The organism is Serratia plymuthica, assembly GCF_018336935.1.
Lineage (GTDB): Bacteria > Pseudomonadota > Gammaproteobacteria > Enterobacterales > Enterobacteriaceae > Serratia > Serratia plymuthica_B.
In genome coordinates, this window is record NZ_CP068771.1 from 3924890 (window position 1) to 3945408 (window position 20519).

The window sequence follows — 20519 nt, forward strand, 5'->3', positions numbered from 1 at the left end:
GCCTGGCGGCAATAGCGCGGTGGTCCCACCTGACCCCATGCCGAACTCAGAAGTGAAACGCCGTAGCGCCGATGGTAGTGTGGGGTCTCCCCATGCGAGAGTAGGACACTGCCAGGCATCAATTAAGCCAAGAGGCCATCCGCAAGGATGGCCTTTTTGCTTTGTGCCCGTCCAAAAGTACGATTTCCCGCCTGTCTCGAGGTAATGAAACATTTTCACCTTACCGTTGAACACTCGACATTGTGCCCAAAAAACGCTATCTTCAGGCATCTAGAAGTCTAAACGTATAAACGGATGTGTGAGGATTAAGCAATGCCGATTCGTGTTCCTGATGAGTTACCTGCGGTCAGTTTCTTGCGCAATGAGAATGTCTTTGTAATGACATCCTCTCGGGCAAAAACACAGGAAATCAGGCCGTTGAAAGTATTGATCCTCAACCTGATGCCAAAGAAGATCGAGACGGAAAACCAGTTTTTACGTCTGCTTTCCAACTCCTCGCTGCAAATTGACATCCAACTGCTGCGTATCGACAGCCGTGAGTCGAAGAACACGCCGGCGGAGCATCTGAACAATTTTTACTGCGATTTCGAAGATATTCAGGATCAGAATTTCGATGGCCTGATCGTAACCGGCGCGCCGTTGGGGTTAGTTGATTTCTGTGACGTTGCCTACTGGCCGCAGATAGAGCGTGTCATAGACTGGGCGAAAAACCACGTCACCTCCACGCTGTTTGTGTGCTGGGCGGTACAGGCTGCGTTGAATATCCTGTACGGTATCCCGAAGATGACGCGTGAGGAGAAGCTCTCAGGCGTTTATCAGCACCAGACGCTGCAGCAACATGCGCTGCTGACTCGTGGCTTTGATGAAACCTTCCTGGCTCCGCATTCACGCTACGCGGACTTCCCTACGGAGATTATTCGTCAATACACAGATCTGGACATTCTGGCTGAGTCGGAGCAAACCGGGGCTTATTTATTCGCCAGTAAGGACAAGCGGCTGGCATTTGTGACGGGTCACCCGGAATATGATGCGTTGACGTTAGCGGGTGAGTATTGTCGCGATAACGAGGCCGGCCTTAACCCCGTTGTTCCGCTTAACTACTTCCCTGATGATAATCCTGCACTCACCCCAAAAGCCTCCTGGCGTAGTCATGGGCATCTCTTGTTCGCCAACTGGCTGAATTACTATGTTTACCAGATCACACCGTACGATCTGCGTCATATGAATCCCACTCTCGAGTAACGTTTTTGTCTTAACCGGCGGCTGAATCGAGGCCGCCGATGTCTTCGCCTCCCTGTCATAACCCATTTCCCTCATCATATTTTCAGTTAAATCCCTTTATAAACAAATGATTACTTCTATTTCTTCATGGTAATGGAACCGGTTTCCTTGTTTTTTAAATTCATTATATAAATTAACTTATTGATAATAATGGGTTAATTAAATATTTAATATTAAAATGGAAATCGTTTTTGATTTTTATTTTTAGTTGAGTATTCTTAGATCCAATGGGGTTGAGATCTGACCAGCCGAGATCGTTTTGCATGCCCTGATCCACATTGATTTCTGATAAAGAGGCACCGGTCTCCTGGCGATGGCAGGTGCGCAACAATGGGAAGGAGTAAGACAATGACGCAACAGATAGTAGGCACGGAGTTAACGTTTACGCAGGGTTTTACCGCTGCTGAGCGACAGGTGTTAACGGATGACGCAGTCGAATTCCTGGCGGAACTGGTGAGTAAGTTTACTCCACAACGCAACAAGCTTTTGGCTGCGCGCGCCTGCTGGCAACAGAAGATCGATCAAGGCGATCTTCCTGAATTTATTTCGGAAACTAATTCCATTCGTGAAGGTGAGTGGAAAATTCGCGGTATTCCTGATGATCTGCGCGATCGTCGGGTGGAGATCACCGGGCCGGTTGAACGCAAGATGGTGATCAATGCCCTGAACGCCAACGTGAAGGTGTTTATGGCTGATTTCGAAGACTCGCTTGCGCCAAGCTGGGACAAAGTGATCGAGGGGCAAATCAACCTGCATGATGCAGTGAATGGCACCATCTCCTATACCAACGAAGCCGGAAAAATTTACCAGTTGAAGCCGAATCCGGCGGTCTTGATCGCCCGTGTGCGTGGCCTGCATCTGCCGGAGAAACACGTGCAGTGGCAGGGTGAGGCGATCCCCGGTGGCCTGTTTGATTTCGCGCTGTATTTCTTCCACAACTACCGCCAACTGCTGGAAAAAGGCAGCGGCCCTTACTTCTATCTGCCGAAAACCCAGTCCTGGCAGGAAGCGGCCTGGTGGGGCGAAGTCTTCAGCTTTACCGAGGATCGTTTTGATTTGCCGCGCGGCACCATCAAAGCCACGGTACTGATCGAAACCTTGCCGGCGGTCTTCCAGATGGACGAGATCCTCTATCACCTGCGCGACCATATCGTCGGGTTGAACTGCGGCCGTTGGGATTACATCTTCAGCTACATAAAAACGCTGAAAAACCATGCTGACCGGGTATTGCCGGATCGTCAGTCGGTCACCATGGACAAATCGTTCCTCAGCGCCTATTCCCGCTTGCTGATCAAAACCTGCCATAAACGTGGCGCCTTCGCGATGGGTGGCATGGCGGCGTTTATCCCGAGTAAAGACGCCGAGAAAAACGCCTGGGTGCTGAATAAGGTACGGGCGGATAAAGAACTGGAGGCCAATAACGGCCACGACGGCACCTGGGTGGCGCACCCGGGATTGGCGGATACCGTGATGGAGGTGTTCAGCCGGGTGCTAGGCGAGCGCCGCAACCAGCTGGAAGTGCTGCGTGAAAACGATGCGCCGATCAGCGCCGCTCAACTGCTGGAACCGTGCGACGGCGAGCGGACCGAAGCCGGCATGCGCGCCAACATTCGCGTGGCGGTGCAATACATTGAGGCCTGGATCTCCGGCAACGGTTGCGTACCGATTTACGGGCTGATGGAGGATGCGGCGACGGCAGAAATCTCCCGTACCTCGATCTGGCAGTGGATCCACCATGAAAAATCCCTCAGCGATGGTCAACTGGTCACCAAAGCGCTGTTCCGTCAGATGCTTGCCGAAGAAGTTCTCGTTATTCAAGAAGAACTCGGTGAGCAACGTTTCAGCCACGGGCGTTTTACCGAGGCCGCGCGTCTGATGGAGAAAATCACCGTTTCAGATGAGCTGATCGATTTTCTGACATTGCCCGGCTACGAATTACTGGCCTGAAAACATTCCTGAACATTAACCCTACATTATTGAAAAGGATAAAAATTATGTCTACCTCACGTACCCAACAGATTCAACAGCTGGAACAGGAATGGAAATCGGCCCGCTGGGCAGGCATCACTCGCCCATATAGCGCTGAAGACGTGATCAACCTGCGCGGGTCGGTCAACCCGGTTTGTACCCTGGCGCAGAACGGCGCTGCCAAACTTTGGGATCTGCTGAATGGCAAATCACGCAAAGGCTACGTTAACTGTCTGGGTGCGCTCACCGGCGGCCAGGCGTTGCAGCAGGCCAAAGCGGGCGTCGAGGCAATTTACCTGTCTGGCTGGCAGGTGGCGGCGGATGCCAACACCGCGACCGCGATGTACCCGGACCAGTCGCTGTACCCGGTTGACTCGGTCCCGACGGTGGTTGAGCGTATCAACAATACTTTCCGCCGTGCCGATCAGATCCAGTGGTCCAACAAGATTGAACCGGGCAGCAAAGGCTACACCGATTTCTTCCTGCCGATCGTCGCCGATGCGGAAGCCGGCTTTGGCGGCGTACTGAACGCCTATGAACTGATGAAAGCGATGATTGAAGCCGGCGCCGCCGGGGTGCATTTCGAAGACCAACTGGCGGCGGTAAAAAAATGCGGCCATATGGGCGGCAAAGTGCTGGTGCCAACCCAGGAGGCGATTCAGAAGCTGGTCGCCGCGCGTCTGGCGGCCGACGTACTCGGCGTGCCGACGCTGGTGATCGCGCGTACTGACGCCGATGCGGCTGATTTGCTGACGTCCGATTGCGATCCTTACGACAGCGAGTTCGTTTCCGGTGAACGCACCGCAGAGGGCTTTTTCCGCACCCATGCGGGCATTGAACAGGCGATCAGCCGCGGGCTGGCCTACTCTCCTTACGCGGACATGGTGTGGTGCGAAACCTCAACCCCGGATCTGCAAGCGGCCAAGCGTTTCGCCGACGCCATTCATGCCAAATTCCCGGGTAAGCTGCTGGCATACAACTGCTCGCCGTCATTCAACTGGAAAAAGAATCTGGACGATCAGACTATCGCCCGCTTCCAGGAAGAGCTGTCCGCGATGGGCTACAAATACCAGTTCATTACCCTGGCGGGCATCCACAGCATGTGGTTCAACATGTTCGACCTGGCGCACGCCTACGCGCAGGGTGAAGGCATGAAACACTACGTCGAGAAGGTACAAGAGCCGGAATTCGCCGCCGTTGAACGTGGCTATACCTTCGCTTCACACCAGCAGGAAGTGGGTACCGGCTACTTCGATAAAGTCACCACCATTATTCAGGGTGGGGCGTCCTCGGTGACCGCACTGACCGGTTCGACGGAAGAGCAGCAGTTCTGATGCAACAGTACTGACACGGGTATTCCAGAGCCTGCTTATGCAGGCTCTGTTTTCTGGCGGGAGGTAAGGATGGCGGCAAAACTGGAGCTGTTGATCGCTCAGACGATCCTGCAGGGCTTTGATGCGCAATACGGCCGTTTCCTTGAGGTGACCGCCGGCGCGCAGCAGCGCTTTGAGCGGGCGGATTGGCCGGCCGTGCAGCAGGCGATGAAAAAGCGTATCCATCTGTATGATCATCATGTCGGTCTGGTGGTGGAGCAACTCAAGTGCATCACCGGGCAAAAATATTTCGATGCGGATTTCCCTTGCCGGGTGAAGGCGGTCTATACCGATTTGTTGCCGGAGTACCCGCGTTTCGAGATTGCCGAGAGCTTCTTTAATTCGGTTTACTGCCGTCTGTTCCGGCATCGCGATCTGACGCCGGAAAAGTTGTTTGTTTTCAGTTCTCAGCCGGAAGGGCGTTTTCGCGACATCCCGCGCCCGCTGTCGCGCAATTTTACCGCCGGCGGCGACGTCCCGGCGATGCTGCACACCCTGCTGACCGATTTACCCCTGCGTTTGCCGTGGGAAAACTTGCCGCGCGATATTCATTACATCACCCTGGCATTGCAGCAGAGTTTCAGCGCACAACAACTGGCGGGGGCGACGTTCCAGATCGCCAATGAGCTGTTTTACCGCAACAAGGCTGCCTGGCTGGTCGGCAAACTGCGATTGGCGGAGGGGGTTTATCCTTTCCTGCTGCCTATTCATCACAGTGATTCCGGCGCGCTGTTTATCGACACCTGCCTGACCAGCAAGGCCGAGGCCAGCATCGTGTTCGGCTTCGCCCGCTCGTACTTCATGGTTTATGCACCGTTGCCGGCGGCTATGGTCGAGTGGCTGCGCGAGATCCTGCCGGGTAAAACCACCGCCGAGTTGTATATGGCGATTGGCTGCCAGAAGCACGGTAAAACAGAATGTTACCGCGAATACCTGACGTTTATGGCCCGCTCGCAGGAGCAGTTCATCATCGCGCCCGGGGTTAAGGGCATGGTGATGCTGGTATTTACTCTGCCGTCGTTCGATCGGGTATTCAAAGTGATTAAAGATCAGTTCGCACCGCAAAAAGAGGTGACGCAGGCGCAGGTGATGGCCTGTTATCAACTGGTGAAAGAGCACGATCGCGTCGGACGTATGGCGGATACCCAGGAATACGAGAATTTCGTCGTCGACAAGGCGCGTCTCAGCCCGGAGCTGTTGGCGGAGCTGCAGCGCGAGGTGCCGGACAAGCTGGAGGATCTGGGCGATCGCATCGTAATCAAGCATCTGTATATGGAAAGGCGCATGACGCCGCTGAACCTGTATCTGGAGCAGGCCAGTGAGCAGCAGATACGCGATGCGATTGAGGAGTACGGCAACGCCATCAAGCAACTGGCGGCAGCCAATATTTTCCCCGGCGATATGCTGTTCAAGAATTTCGGCGTGACCCGTCACGGGCGGGTGGTGTTCTACGATTACGATGAAATTTGCTACATGACCGAGGTGAATTTCCGCGATATTCCGCCGCCGCGCTATCCGGAAGACGAACTGGCCAGCGAGCCCTGGTACAGCGTGTCGCCGAACGACGTGTTTCCGGAGGAATTCAGGCATTTTCTGTGCGGTGATCGACGCATCCGCCAGGTGTTTGAAGAGATGCACAGCGATCTGTTTGAGGCCGACTACTGGCGCGGGTTGCAGCAGCGCATCCGCGATGGGTATGTGGAGGACGTGTTCGCTTACCGCAAGAAGCGGCGTTTCAGTCAGCGTAGCGGCACGGAGCTGCCCGCGATATCAGCCACCGCGTAGGGGCGCGGCATGCCGCGCCCGATACGATTAAGCCGCAGCACCCGCAACGGCTGCGCGCGCCAATTCGGTGATGCGCGCGTAGTCGCCGTTTTCCAGCGCATCCGCCGGCACCAGCCAGGAGCCGCCGATGCACAGCACGCTTTTCAGCGCCAAATAGTCGCGGTAGTTACCCGGCGAAATGCCGCCGGTGGGGCAGAAGCGCACCTGCGGGAACGGGCCGCCGATCGCCTGCAGCGCTTTCACGCCGCCGTTGGCTTCCGCCGGGAAGAACTTGAACTCGCGCAGGCCATAATCCATACCCAGCATCAGTTCAGACACGGTGCTGATACCGGGAATTAACGGGATCGAACCGGCGGTGGCCGCTTTCAACAACTCGTCGGTCAGGCCCGGGCTGATGGCGAACTGTGCGCCGGCGTCGGTCACCTGCCGCAATTGCTGCGGGTTAATGACGGTGCCTGCGCCGATAATCGCGTCCGGCACTTCCTGGGCAATGGCGCGAATCGCATCCATCGCACACGCAGTGCGCAGCGTCACTTCCAGCACCCGCACGCCGCCGGCGACCAGGGCTTTTGCCAGCGGAACCGCGTGTTCGAGCTTGTTGATCACGATCACCGGTACGACCGGCCCGGCCAGCAGGATTTGCTCTGCGCTTGTCTTCCAATTGTTCATTAACGATGTTCTCCAGTTATGGCCGCCGTGGCCATGCCAACGATTAAAATTTAATGCAGCAGGCACCTTGTTCCGCGCCGGAAAGCTGGCTGCGTAAGGCGCCGAACAGTTCGCGGCCACAGCCGACGTGTTCCGCGCTCAGGTCCGGCTGAGAGGGGGCGCGCTGAGCCAGCACATCGGTGTCGACCAACAATTCCAGCTCGCCGGTGCGGCCGTTAACGCGGATCGGGTCGCCGTTTTGCACCTTCGCCAGCAGGCCGCCGGTGTAGGCTTCCGGGGTAACGTGGATGGCGGAGGGCACCTTGCCGGAAGCGCCGGACAGGCGGCCGTCGGTCACCAGCGCCACCTTGAAACCGCGATCCATCAATACGCCCAGCGGCGGCATCAGCTTGTGCAGTTCTGGCATGCCGTTGGCCTGTGGCCCCTGGAAACGCACCACCACCACGCAATCGCGATCCAGTTTGCCGGCTTCGAACGCCGGTACGATGTCGTGCTGGCTTTCGAAGACTACCGCAGGCGCTTCGATAATCTGATTGTCGGTCGGCACCGCCGAGGTTTTCATCACCGCCCGGCCGAGGTTGCCGGAAAGCACCTTGGTGCCGCCGTGATGTTCGAACGGTTGGGCAATACTGGCGATAACCTTGGCGTCGAGCGAACTTTCCACCCCTTCACGCCAGGCCAGTTGGCCGTTATCCAGCCACGGCTCCTGGGTGTAACGCGCCAGGCCAAAACCGGCCACGGTGTGCACATCCTCGTGCAGCAGGCCATGCTTCAAGAGCTCACGTACCACCAAGGCTACGCCGCCTGCAGCCTGGAACTGATTGATGTCCGCCGGGCCGTTTGGGTAGATGCGGCACAGCAGCGGCACCGCATCTGACAGTTCTGAGAAGTCGTCCCAGTTGATGATGATGCCGGCAGCGCGCGCCATCGCCACCATGTGCATGGTCAGGTTGGTGGAGCCGCCGGTGGCCAGCAGCGCAATGATGCCGTTCACCACCACTTTTTCATCCACCAGTTGGCCGACGGGCAGGTAATTGCCGGCGGTTTCGGTCAGGCGGGTGACCTGGCGCGCGGCGGCGTCGGTCAGGGCATCGCGCAGCGGCGTGGCGGGGTGAACAAAGGACGCGCCCGGCAGGTGCAGGCCCATCACTTCCATCACCATCTGGTTGGTGTTGGCGGTGCCGTAGAAGGTGCAGGTGCCGATGCCGTGATAAGAGGCGGCCTCCGCTTCCAGCAGCGCCAGGCGGTCAGCCTTGCCTTCGGCGTACAGCTGGCGTACGCGTACCTTTTCTTTGTTCGGCAAACCGCTGCTCATCGGGCCGGCGGGGACAAACAGCGCAGGCAAATGGCCGAAGGACAGGGCGGACATCACCAGCCCCGGTACGATTTTATCGCAAATGCCGAGAAACAGCGCACCGTCGAACATGTTGTGCGACAGGCCAATAGCGGAAGACATGGCAATCACGTCGCGGCTCATCAGCGACAGCTCCATGCCGTCCTGGCCCTGGGTTACGCCATCGCACATCGCCGGCACGCCACCGGCCACCTGGCCGACCGCTCCCACCGCGTGCAGCGCCTGTTTCAGCCGTTGCGGATAATTCTCATAAGGCTGGTGGGCGGAAAGCATATCGTTATAGGCGGTGATGATGGCGATATCGCTGCGCACCATGTTTTTCAGCGCGGCTTTATCATCCGGTTGGCAGGCGGCAAAGCCATGCGCCAGGTTGCCGCAGGCCAGTTGCGAGCGGTGCACGGTTTGGGAGCGGGCGGCCTCGATACGCGCCAGATAGGCGGTTCGGCTCTCTTTTGAGCGGTCGATGATGCGCTGTGTGACACGAGACAGGATTGGATTGATCATACCTTCCTCACATTGCTGTTGTTATTGACGTCGCCAGTGGCGCTGCCCCCGGTGGTTGACTGCAGCCCTGATGTGCAATGACCGGGGGCGGGTTATGTCGTTATATTTTTTTAAAACATCGTGAAGGCGACCATGCCGATGATCCCACCCACGCTGCCCAGAATGGTTTCCATCACCGTCCAGGTTTTCAGCGTTTGCAGTTCGTTGGCGCCGGTAAATTTACCGAACAGCCAGAAACCGGCGTCGTTCACGTGGCTGAGCACAATCGAGCCGCCGGCGATGCAGATAGCCAGCGCGGCCAGTTGCCCACCGCCCAGTCCCAGTTGGCCGGTGACCGGCAGCACCAGGCCGACGGTGGTGAGGCAGGCGACGGTCGCAGAACCCTGAATCACCCGCACTACGGCGGAAAGCGCGAAGCAGGCTACGGCGATCGGCAGGCCTGCGCCTATCATGGCGTCACCCAGCGCCGGGCCAACGCCGGAATCCACCAGGATCTGTTTGAATACGCCGCCCGCGCCGGTCATCAGCAGGATAATCCCGGCGGGTTGCACCGCCGCAGAGCAGATGGCCAGCGTTTGTTCATTGGTCATGCCGCGCGGTTTCGCCAGACCGTAAATCACGATCAGACAGGCGATCAAAATGGCGGTGAACGGGTGGCCGATAAACTCCAGCCACTGCTGCAATTGCGAGCCGGGCGTGACCAGCCGCGCGCCGATGGTTTTCATGCCGACCAGCACCAGCGGGCAGAGTACCAGCGCCAGGCTAAAGCCAAATGACGGCAGGTTGCCCTTATTGAGCGTCGGTTCGTTTTCGTCCGCCGGCATTGGCCAGTTAACGAAGCGGCTGATAAAGCTGCCGTACAATGGGCCTGCAATCAGCATGCCGAGAATGGCGGCGACCAGCCCGATGGCGATCATCCAGCCGAAATCGGCCTTCATCTGAGAGGCCAGCAGCATCGGCACCGGCCCCGGCAGCAGGAACGAAGCGGCTGCCGCGACGCCGGCAAACAGCGGAATGGCCAGCTTGACGATGTTGCCGTCGGTGCGGCGCGCCACGGCAAAGACGATGCCGATCAGCAGCACCACCGCCACGTCAAAGAACAGCGGCAGGGCGCAGATCAAACCGGCGATGCCAAGGGCATAATGCGCCTTGCTCTGACCGAAACGTTTCAGTAAATGCGCCGCAATCTGGTCCAGCGCGCCGACCTCATGCAGGATCTTGCCGAACATGGCACCCAGCGCCACCACAATCGCCAGAAAGCCCAGCGTATCGCCCATGCCTTTTTGCATGGTGTCGGCGATGCGGTCGAGCGGCATGCCGGAGAAGATACCGGCGGCGATAGACACCAGCATTAACGCAACGAAGGCGTGCATGCGCGCCTTCATCACCAGGAATAACAGCAGTAAAACCGAGCCGACTGCGGTACCGACCAGCGTTATCGTACTCACGCGCACACGTCCTGCGGCAGGAAGCTTTGGATATGGCGCACCGTATCGGCAATGACGCCCTCCAGCGGCTGATTGATGTCGACTGCCATCACGTCGCTTTCATCGATGCCCGGCTGTTCCAGCGCGGCGAACTGGGTGACCAGCATTTGCGGTTTGAAGAAGTGGCCGTTGCGCGCAGCGAGACGGGCTTCGATCACCGGGAAATCGCCGTGCAGATAGATGAATGACAGGTTGCCGTTGCCGGCGCGCAGGCGGTCGCGGTAATGCTTTTTCAGCGCAGAGCAGACGATGATCGACACGCTGTTGGTGCGCTGCATGGCGAAGGCTGCGTCGTTGAGCGCGGCCAGCCACGGGGCGCGGTCGTCATCGTTGAGCGGCTCACCGGCGGCCATTTTCAGGATATTGCTGCGCGGGTGCAGGAAATCGCCGTCGAGGAACCCGGCGGACAGTTGGCGGGCGGCCGCCGCGGCCACGGCGGATTTGCCGCTGCCGGAAACGCCCATGATGACGTAGATTCGGTTTTGATTGTTGGTCATGGCTTAGCTCCAAAACGGCAAATAGGGTTACCTTGTATGCGTTGTTACCGGTAACATGTTATCGGTAACATTGTCGAAGGAAGTTTGGCCGGTTGCAATGAGCTTTAGCGGTGAGGATCGTTAACTGTGATCGGCTTCAAGTTTTTTTCGGGGCTGGAAACACTCTGCCTACAGAGTTTTACATGCTGACAACAGGGGGGGACGGAGCGCCGCCGCCGGCGCTCCGGGGCAATTTCAGCGTATGCCGCCGTACTCCAGGCTGATCTCTTTTGCGGCGTGGATCACCAGCGCGCCCAGTTCGATCACGCGGTTGTCGGTGATGCGCGACACCGGGCCGGAGATCGAAATGGCGGCGAAGGCTTCCCGGTGCTCGTCGAAAATGCAGGCCGCCACGCAGCGCAGGCCGAGGGCATGCTCTTCGTCGTCGAAGGAAAAGCCCTGCTTGCGGATCTGCGCCAGCCCTTCCTTCAGGTTATGCGGCGTCATCGTATGCTGGGTGTAGGTCTGCATGCCCTTTTTATGCAGCAGTTTGGTGACTTGCTCATCCGACAGGGTAGAGAGAAACGCTTTCCCCGCACCGGAGGCGTGCATCGGCAGTTTACCGCCGATCGGCGCCGACATGCGCATCAGCGCGGTGCATTGCACCTGATCGATAATGATGGCCTGATACTCGCTGGTATCCAGCACGGCCAGATTGACCGTCTCGCCGGATTCTTCCATCAGACGGCGCAGCGTCGGGTGCACCATCGCCAGCAGGTTGCGGCTTTGCAGAAAGCTGCTGCCGACCACAAAGGCGTGCGAGCCAATGGTCCACAGGCCCAGATCGCCCACCTGCCGCACGAATCCCTGCTGTTGCATGGTGGTGAGCAGGCGGTGGGTGGTGGAGTTCGGCAGCCCGGCCTGCTGGGCCAGATCGGTCAGCGCCACGTTTCCCTGGGCTTCGGCAATGTATTCCAGCAGTTTCAGGCCACGGGTCAGCGATTGAACCTGACCGGTCGCCGCGCTGGCGGCCGGTGAGGCGGCGCGGGGCTTTTTGCCGCGTTTGGCGGGAGCGGGGGTGACCATAATTCACATTCCTCTTTCCGTATTATGGAATTCATTTTCGTTTTTTGCAGATGAATTGCAAGCCGTCAATCAGCTCATCGGATGTGTTGGCCGCCAACCTGAAAAACTCTCAATAGCCGCACGCCACTTTGCCCATACAACCTGTGCTAGGATGGCCGATACCCATCGTCTTTCAAGCCGCAGCGTGGTTGCCTGCACGGGTTCACCCCAGTCACTTGGCTTGAGTAAGCTCCGGGGGCTGAACAAGCTGGGCAGCCTGGCCGCAACTTGAAATCCACAGGGTATGCAACGGTTGAGCGATGGTGAAAGAGTGTGGCTTAAAAGATAAAGGGGATCATGGGTGACAAATCGAGTAGAACAACTGCGCCGGCAGTTAGCACAGCGCATTTTGGTGTTGGACGGCGGCATGGGCACCATGATCCAGAGCTACCGGCTGGAGGAGAGCGATTTCCGCGGCGAACGTTTTGCCGACTGGCAGAGCGATCTGAAAGGCAATAACGACCTGTTGGTGCTGACCAAGCCGGAAGTGATTACCGCGATCCACTACGGTTATCTGGAGGCGGGCGCCGATATTCTCGAAACCAACACCTTCAACTCCACCACCATCGCCATGGCCGACTACCATATGGAGTCGCTGTCAGCCGAGATTAACTATCAGGCCGCCTGCCTGGCGCGCGCCTGCGCCGACGAATGGACCGCCCGCACGCCGGATAAACCGCGCTACGTGGCCGGGGTGCTTGGGCCGACTAACCGCACCGCCTCTATCTCGCCGAACGTCAACGATCCGGCATTCCGTAATATCTCCTTCGACGAACTGGTGGCAGCCTACCGCGAATCAACGCGCGCGCTGGTGGAAGGCGGCGTCGATCTGATCATGATCGAAACCATTTTCGATACCCTGAACGCCAAAGCCGCCGCCTTTGCGGTGGAAACCGAATTCGAAGCGCTTGGCGTGGAACTGCCGATCATGATCTCCGGCACCATCACCGACGCCTCCGGCCGCACCCTGTCGGGCCAAACTACCGAAGCCTTCTATAACTCGATGCGTCACGTCAAGCCGCTGAGCTTTGGCCTGAACTGTGCGCTGGGGCCGGACGAGCTGCGCCAATACGTTGCCGAGCTGTCGCGCATCTCGGAAACTTACGTCACCGCGCACCCGAACGCCGGTTTGCCCAACGCTTTCGGCGAGTACGATCTGGACGCGCAAGAGATGGCGAAACAGGTGGGCGAGTGGGCGCATGCCGGCTTCCTCAATATTATCGGCGGTTGCTGCGGCACCACGCCGGAGCACATTGCCGCGATGGTCGATGTGGTGGCGGGCGTACCGCCGCGCCCGTTGCCGGATATCCCGGTAGCCTGCCGCCTGGCCGGCCTGGAACCGTTGAATATCGACGCCAAAACGCTGTTCGTCAACGTCGGTGAACGCACCAACGTCACTGGCTCTGCGCGCTTCAAACGGCTGATTAAAGAAGAAAAATACAATGAAGCGCTAGCCGTGGCGCGCCAACAGGTGGAAAGCGGCGCGCAGATAATAGATATCAACATGGATGAGGGGATGCTGGACGCCGAAGCGGCGATGGTGCGTTTCCTCAGCCTGATTGCCGGCGAGCCGGACATCGCCCGGGTGCCGATCATGATCGACTCCTCCAAATGGTCGGTGATTGAAAAAGGCCTGAAGTGCATTCAGGGCAAAGGCATCGTTAACTCCATCTCGATGAAAGAAGGCGAAGAGGCCTTTATTCACCACGCCAAACTGGTGCGCCGCTACGGCGCGGCGGTGGTGGTTATGGCGTTTGACGAGGTTGGCCAGGCCGACACCCGCGAGCGCAAGTTCGAGATTTGCCGCCGCGCCTATAAAATTCTGACCGAACGCGTCGGCTTCCCGCCGGAAGACATTATTTTTGACCCGAACATTTTTGCCGTCGCCACCGGCATCGAAGAGCATAACAACTATGCCGTCGACTTTATCGAGGCCTGCGCCGACATCAAAACCCACCTGCCGCACGCGATGATCTCCGGCGGGGTGTCCAATGTGTCGTTCTCGTTCCGCGGCAACGAGCCGGTGCGCGAAGCGATCCACGCGGTCTTCCTGTACCACGCGATCCGCAACGGTATGGACATGGGCATCGTCAACGCCGGGCAACTGGCGATCTACGACGATCTGAGTGAAGAACTGCGCAGCGCGGTGGAGGATGTGATCCTCAACCGCCGTGACGACGGCACCGAACGCCTGTTGGATCTGGCGGAGAAATATCGCGGCAGCAAAGACAACGACGTGGCGGTACAGCAGGCGGAATGGCGCGGCTGGCCGGTGGAAAAGCGGCTGGAATACTCGCTGGTGAAAGGCATTACCGAGTTTATCGAGCTGGACACCGAAGAGGCCCGGCAGCGGGCGGATCGCCCGATCGAAGTGATCGAAGGACCACTGATGGCGGGGATGAACGTGGTCGGCGACCTGTTCGGCGAAGGCAAGATGTTCCTGCCGCAGGTGGTGAAGTCCGCCCGCGTGATGAAGCAGGCGGTGGCCTATCTGGAGCCTTACATCGAGGCCAGCAAGCAGAAAGGCACCACGGCGGGCAAAATCCTGCTGGCGACGGTGAAGGGCGACGTGCATGACATCGGCAAAAACATCGTCGGCGTGGTGTTGCAGTGCAACAACTACGAAATCGTCGATCTGGGCGTGATGGTGCCGACGGAGAAAATCCTGAAAACCGCACGCGAACAGAACGTGGACATCATCGGCCTGTCGGGGTTGATCACCCCGTCGTTGGATGAAATGGTCAACGTGGCGAAAGAGATGGAGCGCCAGGGCTTTACCCTGCCGCTGCTGATTGGCGGCGCGACCACCTCCAAGGCGCATACTGCGGTGAAGATTGAACAGAACTACAGCGGCTCGACCACCTACGTGCAAAATGCCTCGCGCACCGTGGGCGTGGTGTCGGCGTTGCTGTCCGCCACCCAGCGCGACGATTTTGTGGCGCGCACCCGCAAAGAATACGAAACCGTGCGTATCCAGCATGCGCGTAAAAAACCGCGCACCCCGCCGGTCAGCCTGCAAAAAGCGCGTGATAACGCCATGGCGCTGGAGTGGGAAAACTACCGGCCGCCGGTGCCGAAGCAGCTTGGGGTACATGCGGTGGAGGCCGGCATCGAGACGCTGCGCCAGTACATCGACTGGACACCGTTCTTTATGACCTGGTCGCTGGCAGGCAAATACCCACGGATTCTGGAAGACGACGTGGTGGGTGAGGAGGCCAGGCGCCTGTTCGCCGATGCCAACCAGATGCTGGATATGCTGGCCGCCAACGGCAGCCTCAATCCGCGCGGCGTCTACGGCCTGTTCCCGGCCAACCGCGTCGGCGACGACATCGAGGTGTATCGCGACGAAAACCGCGACGAGGTGCTGGCGGTCAGCCGTCACCTGCGCCAGCAGACCGAGAAAACCGACTTCCCGAACTACTGCCTAGCGGACTTCGTCGCGCCGAAAAGCAGCGGCAAGGCCGATTATTTCGGCGCTTTCGCCGTCACCGGCGGTCTGGAAGAGGATGAGCTGGCGGCGGCCTACGATGCGCAGCATGATGATTACAATAAAATCATGATCAAGGCGTTGGCCGATCGCCTGGCGGAAGCCTTCGCCGAGTACCTGCATGAGCAGGTGCGTAAATTGTACTGGGGCTTTGCCGCTGACGAGAACCTGAGCAACGAAGAGCTGATCCGCGAGAATTACCAGGGCATCCGCCCGGCGCCGGGCTACCCGGCCTGCCCGGAGCATACCGAGAAAGCGGAGATCTGGCGCCTGTTGGACGTTAACCGCCACACCGGCATGGAACTGACCGAATCCTTCGCCATGTGGCCGGGGGCGGCGGTGTCGGGCTGGTACTTCAGCCATCCGGAGAGCAAGTATTTTGCGGTGGCGCAGATCCAGCGCGATCAGGTGGAAGACTATGCGGCGCGCAAAGGCATGAGCATCAGCGAAGTTGAACGCTGGCTGGCGCCTAACCTCGGCTACGACGCCGACTGACGATTGAGGGGCGCTGCATGCGGCGCCCCTGCCACCCCGCTTTTCTCATATAGGGTCAACATGTTGGCCCCTGCTTATCCCTCGTCGTTCGCCACTGCCTCCACATCAATGTGCAGTGCGTCGTAGCGCCAATACTCCAAATCGCAATCAATCACCCGATCGTGCTGATCGCGGTTAACCCGGGTAATAAACAGCGACGGGCTGCCGTAGGTGACTTTCAGCATCGCGGCTGCCTCCTGCGGTAACAGGGTCGGCAGCATATCGAAGCGCACCCGGCCATAATGGATACCGTAGCGCTCTGCGTACAGTGCGGTCAGCGACTGCGTCAAATCGGCCTCCAGGATACCGGCAAAGTAGGCCGGATTGAGGTAGTGCTCGCAATACAGCACCGCACGCCCGTCGATAAAGCGTAGCCGGCGGATGCGGTAAACCTCTGCGCCTTCCGGCAGCGCCAGCCGCCGCGCCAGGGCGGCGTCGGCATGCACGCGACCACTGTCGATCACCTGGGTATGGGCGTCGCGCCCCTGCTGCTGAGCCATGGCGTGGAAGTGGCTGCGCTGCAACGGGTTGTACACCAGCCGTGGCGGCGAGATAAACCAGCCGCGCCTCACCTGACGGTAAATCACCCCCTGCGCCTCCAACTGGCCGAGCGCTTCCTGCAAGGTAATGCGGGTGGTGGAGAACTGCTCGCTCAGGGCGCGTTCCGAAGGCAGCTTGCCGCCAATGTTGAACTCCCCCGCAGCAATGCGGGCGTTCAACGTCTGGCAGATTATCGCCACGGTGGTTGCTCCTTCACTCATGACACATGCCCCATTTCAGTGCGTTTTGCCCCTGTTAAGGTAGACCAGCGGGCGGCCCCTTGAGGCGTAAATGAGATAAAGCTGCTGCTTTTTTGGGCTGACATATAATTATCACATTCGTCCGTTAGATTGGCTTGGTTCTTGCTGGACTAGTCCAGCTACTCCCACACTACCACCTGGAGCATCTGTTATGAAACGTTTGTGCGCTTCTGTGTTAACCAGTGCCATTGTACTGACCAGCCAGATGAGCTGGGCCGCAGATTCCGATCTGGCCGCGCTCGAGCAGGCCGCCAAGAAGGAAGGTGAAGTCAACAGCGTCGGCATGCCGGACAGCTGGGCCAACTGGAAAGACACCTGGCAGGATCTGCAGAGCAAGTACGGTTTGAAGCATCTCGATACCGACATGAGCTCGGCGCAGGAAATCGCCAAGTTCGACGCGGAAAAGGGCAATGCCACGGCGGATATCGGTGACGTGGGCGCGGCATTCGGCCCCATCGCGGTGCAAAAAGGGGTAACCCAACCTTATAAGCCGTCCACCTGGGAGCAGGTGCCTGGCTGGGCGAAAGACAAGGATGGCCACTGGGCGCTGGCCTATACCGGCACCATCGCCTTCATTATCAACAAACAGCAGGTGAAAGAGATCCCGCACAGTTGGGCCGATCTGCTGAAAGGCACTTATCAGGTCACCATCGGTGACGTCGGCACCGCCTCGCAGGCGGCAAGCGGCGTGCTGGCGGCCACCTACGCCATGGGCGGCAACGAGAAAAACCTGAAGCCGGGCCTGGAGTTCTTCGGCAAGTTGGCCAAGGCCGGGCGCCTGAGCCTGAGCAACCCGGTGATCGCTTCGCTGGAAAAAGGCGAAGTGCAGGTCGGCGTGGTGTGGGACTTTAACGGCCTGAACTACCGTGACCAGATCGACAAAACCCGTTTTGAAGTGTTGATCCCATCCGACGGCTCAATCACGTCAGGCTACACCACCATCATCAACAAATTCGCCAAACACCCGAACGCCGCCAAGCTGGCGCGTGAATATATTTTCTCCGACGCCGGTCAGATCAATCTGGCGCGCGGCTATGCTCGCCCGATCCGTGCGGAACACCTGACGCTGCCGGACGACGTAAAAGCCAAGCTGCTGCCGGCCGAACAGTATAAAAACGCCCACCCGATCGCCGATCCGGCGGCCTGGGAACAAAGCGCCAAAACGCTGCCGCGCCAGTGGCAGGAAAACGTCATTATGTTTATGCAGCAGTGAGTTAAGCCATCATGAAAACGATCCTCGTACTGCTGGACGGCCTGAACTATCAGGTGGCGCATGACGCCATGGGATATCTGCAGGCCGAGTGTGCGGCAGGGCGCGGACGGTTGTATCAGCTGGAGAGCGAGCTGCCTTCGCTCTCTCGGCCGCTGTATGAATGCATTCTCACCGGCGTACCGCCGGTGGAGAGCGGCGTGGTGCATAATCAGGTATCGCGCCTCTCGCATCAGCAAAGCGTGTTTCACTATGCGCGCGCCGCAGGGCTGACTACCGCTGCGGCCGCCTACCATTGGTTCAGTGAGCTGTATAACCGTACCCCGTTCGACGCCGCGCGCGATCGCCATACCGACGATGCCGGGCTGCCCATCCAGCACGGCCATTTTTATTACGACGACCGCTACCCAGACTCCCATCTGTTTGACGACGCCGAAAGCCTGCGCCGCCGTCATCAGCCCGATTTCCTGTTGATCCACCCGATGAACATCGACGATGCCGGGCACCGCTTCGGCCTGTCTTCACCGCAGTACCGTAACGCGGCGCGCAATGCCGACGGCGTGCTGTCGCGCTATCTGGGCGACTGGCTAAGCGCCGGGTATCAGGTGATGGTCACGGCCGATCACGGCATGAATGACGACCGCAGCCACGGCGGTGTATTGCCGGAGGAGCGGCAGGTGCCGCTGTTTGTATTCGGTGCGGCTTTCAGCCAGAACGACGCCAACCCGCAGCAAACCGACCTGTGCGGCACGCTGTGCGAAGTGTTGCAGGTGGCGCACGACAAGTCGCGCTGCCGTGCGCTGTTGGCATAAGGGTGAAAATGAAAGCCAAGTGGATTGCCGCACTGTGCCTGCTGCCGTTTATTCTGCTGTTCGGCGCGTTCCAAATCGCGCCGCTGGTGTGGATTGCGGTCAGCAGTTTTTTCAGCCAGACCAGCGGCTGGGGGCTGGGTAATTACGTCGACGTCCTGACCTCGCCGTTCTATCTGCAGGCATTTCAGTTCTCGCTGGAGATCTCCCTTTGGTCGAGCGTGTACGGGCTGCTGATTGCTCTGGTCGGCAGTTACTCGCTGCGTCAACTGGGCCAGACGAGGTTCCATGATTTTGTGATGTCGTTTACCAACATGACCAGCAATTTTGCCGGAGTGCCGCTGGCCTTCGCCTTTGTCATTCTGTTGGGGTTGAACGGCTGCCTGACGTTGCTGCTGCGCAAGTATGGCCTGATGGAGAGCTTTAACCTCTACTCCAAAACCGGGCTGATCGTGCTTTACACCTACTTCCAAATCCCGTTGGGCGTATTGCTGTTATACCCGGCGTTCGACGCGCTGCGCGAAGACTGGCGCGAATCGGCCTCGCTGCTCGGCGCCGGCCCGTGGCGCTACTGGCGGCATATCGGCCTGCCGGTGCTGGCGCCGGCGCTGATGGGCACCTTTGTCATCCTGCTGGCCAACGCGCTGGGGGCCTACGCCACGGTATATGCGCTGACCACCGGGAATTTCAACGTGATACCGATACGTATTTCGTCGCTGGTGGCGGGGGATATTTCCCTCGATCCGAACCTGGCCAGCGCGCTGGCGATGCTGTTGGTGGCGATGATGGCGTTCATTACCCTGATCCATCAATGGCTGTTGCGCAGGAGCTACCTGAATGCGCGCTCATAATGTTGCGGAGGGCGGCCATGTCCCGTTTTGAAACCGGCTACCACCGCGTGGTGACCGGTCTGCTTTTGCTGATCCTACTGTTACCGCTGGCGGCGACGCTGATTTACGCGCTGGCCACCCAGTGGGGCGCCACCATCCTGCCGGACGGCTTTACCCTGAAGTGGGTGACGGCATTGTGGAGCGATCCCCGTTTCCTGCTGGCGCTGTGGCACTCGCTGCTGATCTGTTTCGGCACCCTGGTGCTGGCGGTGGTGGTGATTTTGCCGATGATGTTCGCGATTGCGTACTATTTTCCCAAACTGGACGCGGTGATGAACGTGCTGATCCTGTTGCCGTTCGCCGTCCCGCCGGTGGTGTCGGCGGTCGGGCTGATGCAGTTGTTCGCCGCCGATCCGCTGCCGCTGCTCGGCACGCCCTGGATCCTGATCGGCTGCTACTTCTCGATTGCCCTGCCGTTTATTTACCGCGCCATCAGCAACAACATGCAGGCGATCAACCTGCGCGATCTGATGGACGCGGCACACCTGTTGGGCGCCAGCACCTGGCAGGCTGCGTTGCTGGTGGTGCTGCCGAACCTGCGCAAGGGCGGGATGATTGCGGTGCTGCTGTCGTTCTCGTTCCTGATTGGCGAATTCGTCTTCGCCAACCTGCTGGTGGGCAGCCAGTATGAAACGCTGCAGGTTTATCTCTATAACATGCGCAACGGCAGCGGCCACTTCACCAGCGCGCTGGTCATTTCTTATTTCGCCGTGGTGCTGATCGTCACCTGGCTGGCGAATTTGCTGAATAAAAATAAGGGTTAACGC

16 protein-coding genes and 1 rRNA gene are annotated in these 20519 nt (G+C 58.8%); 11 read left to right on the forward strand and 6 right to left on the reverse strand.

Annotated features, from left to right (window positions below):
- The first annotated feature begins 1 nt into the window (after position 1).
- The 5 genes from rrf to aceK all read left to right on the forward strand — a co-directional run bounded on the left by rrf (position 2) and on the right by aceK (position 6407).
- Positions 2-117 (forward strand): 5S ribosomal RNA (rrf, locus tag JK621_RS18345).
- Positions 118-312: 195 nt separating this feature from the next.
- Positions 313-1242, forward strand: coding sequence for a homoserine O-acetyltransferase MetA (gene metA, locus JK621_RS18350; RefSeq protein ID WP_126485670.1), 930 nt, complete (start codon positions 313-315; stop codon positions 1240-1242).
- Between the two features lie 387 nt (positions 1243-1629).
- Positions 1630-3228, forward strand: coding sequence for a malate synthase A (gene aceB / locus JK621_RS18355; protein ID WP_212557101.1), 1599 nt, complete (start codon positions 1630-1632; stop codon positions 3226-3228).
- Positions 3229-3275: 47 nt separating this feature from the next.
- A complete protein-coding gene (gene aceA / locus JK621_RS18360; RefSeq protein WP_212557102.1) occupies positions 3276-4583 on the forward strand; it encodes an isocitrate lyase in 1308 nt (435 codons plus the stop codon).
- Positions 4584-4652: 69 nt separating this feature from the next.
- Positions 4653-6407: a bifunctional isocitrate dehydrogenase kinase/phosphatase gene (gene aceK, locus JK621_RS18365; RefSeq protein ID WP_212557103.1), complete on the forward strand. Its 1755-nt coding sequence runs from the start codon at positions 4653-4655 to the stop codon at positions 6405-6407.
- A 27-nt stretch (positions 6408-6434) separates the two neighbouring features.
- Here aceK and JK621_RS18370 read toward each other — a convergent pair whose 3' ends face one another.
- From JK621_RS18370 to iclR, 5 genes are all read right to left on the reverse strand, one after another.
- A complete protein-coding gene (locus JK621_RS18370; protein WP_212557104.1) occupies positions 6435-7076 on the reverse strand; it encodes a bifunctional 4-hydroxy-2-oxoglutarate aldolase/2-dehydro-3-deoxy-phosphogluconate aldolase in 642 nt (213 codons plus the stop codon).
- A 43-nt stretch (positions 7077-7119) separates the two neighbouring features.
- Positions 7120-8934 carry a phosphogluconate dehydratase gene (gene edd, locus JK621_RS18375; RefSeq protein WP_212557105.1) on the reverse strand — a complete coding sequence of 605 codons (1815 nt, stop codon included), beginning with the start codon at positions 8932-8934 and terminating at the stop codon, positions 7120-7122.
- A gap of 110 nt (positions 8935-9044) precedes the next feature.
- Positions 9045-10382 (reverse strand): gluconate transporter, encoded by a 1338-nt coding sequence (gene gntU / locus JK621_RS18380; RefSeq protein WP_212557106.1) that lies wholly within the window; start codon positions 10380-10382, stop codon positions 9045-9047.
- A complete protein-coding gene (gene gntK, locus JK621_RS18385; RefSeq protein ID WP_212557107.1) occupies positions 10379-10918 on the reverse strand; it encodes a gluconokinase in 540 nt (179 codons plus the stop codon). Before gntK ends, gntU begins: the two co-directional genes overlap by 4 nt.
- Positions 10919-11152: 234 nt before the next feature.
- On the reverse strand, positions 11153-11983 hold the full coding sequence (iclR, locus tag JK621_RS18390) for a glyoxylate bypass operon transcriptional repressor IclR (protein ID WP_126485658.1): 831 nt from the start codon (positions 11981-11983) through the stop codon (positions 11153-11155).
- Between iclR and JK621_RS18395 the strand changes: the two genes are divergently transcribed.
- Positions 11976-12254 carry a hypothetical protein gene (locus tag JK621_RS18395; RefSeq protein WP_212557108.1) on the forward strand — a complete coding sequence of 93 codons (279 nt, stop codon included), beginning with the start codon at positions 11976-11978 and terminating at the stop codon, positions 12252-12254. The two genes, iclR and JK621_RS18395, sit on opposite strands and share 8 nt — an antisense overlap.
- Before the next feature lie 69 nt (positions 12255-12323).
- Complete coding sequence (gene metH / locus JK621_RS18400; protein WP_212557109.1) at positions 12324-16004, forward strand: methionine synthase; 3681 nt, start codon at positions 12324-12326, stop codon at positions 16002-16004.
- Positions 16005-16078: 74 nt separating this feature from the next.
- Here the strand turns inward: metH and JK621_RS18405 are convergent, their stop codons facing one another.
- Positions 16079-16804 carry a UTRA domain-containing protein gene (locus tag JK621_RS18405; RefSeq protein WP_212557110.1) on the reverse strand — a complete coding sequence of 242 codons (726 nt, stop codon included), beginning with the start codon at positions 16802-16804 and terminating at the stop codon, positions 16079-16081.
- 190 nt (positions 16805-16994) lie between these two features.
- Here JK621_RS18405 and JK621_RS18410 point away from each other — a divergent pair, with 190 nt between their 5' ends.
- From JK621_RS18410 to JK621_RS18425, 4 genes are read left to right on the forward strand one after another with little or no spacing between them, the layout of a single operon-like run.
- A complete protein-coding gene (locus JK621_RS18410; protein WP_212557111.1) occupies positions 16995-18056 on the forward strand; it encodes an ABC transporter substrate-binding protein in 1062 nt (353 codons plus the stop codon).
- 11 nt (positions 18057-18067) lie between these two features.
- Complete coding sequence (locus JK621_RS18415; RefSeq protein ID WP_126528852.1) at positions 18068-18865, forward strand: alkaline phosphatase family protein; 798 nt, start codon at positions 18068-18070, stop codon at positions 18863-18865.
- Positions 18866-18873: 8 nt separating this feature from the next.
- Complete coding sequence (locus tag JK621_RS18420; protein WP_126528851.1) at positions 18874-19713, forward strand: ABC transporter permease; 840 nt, start codon at positions 18874-18876, stop codon at positions 19711-19713.
- A 17-nt stretch (positions 19714-19730) separates the two neighbouring features.
- Positions 19731-20516, forward strand: coding sequence for an ABC transporter permease (locus JK621_RS18425; RefSeq protein ID WP_212557112.1), 786 nt, complete (start codon positions 19731-19733; stop codon positions 20514-20516).
- Positions 20517-20519 lie beyond the last annotated feature (3 nt).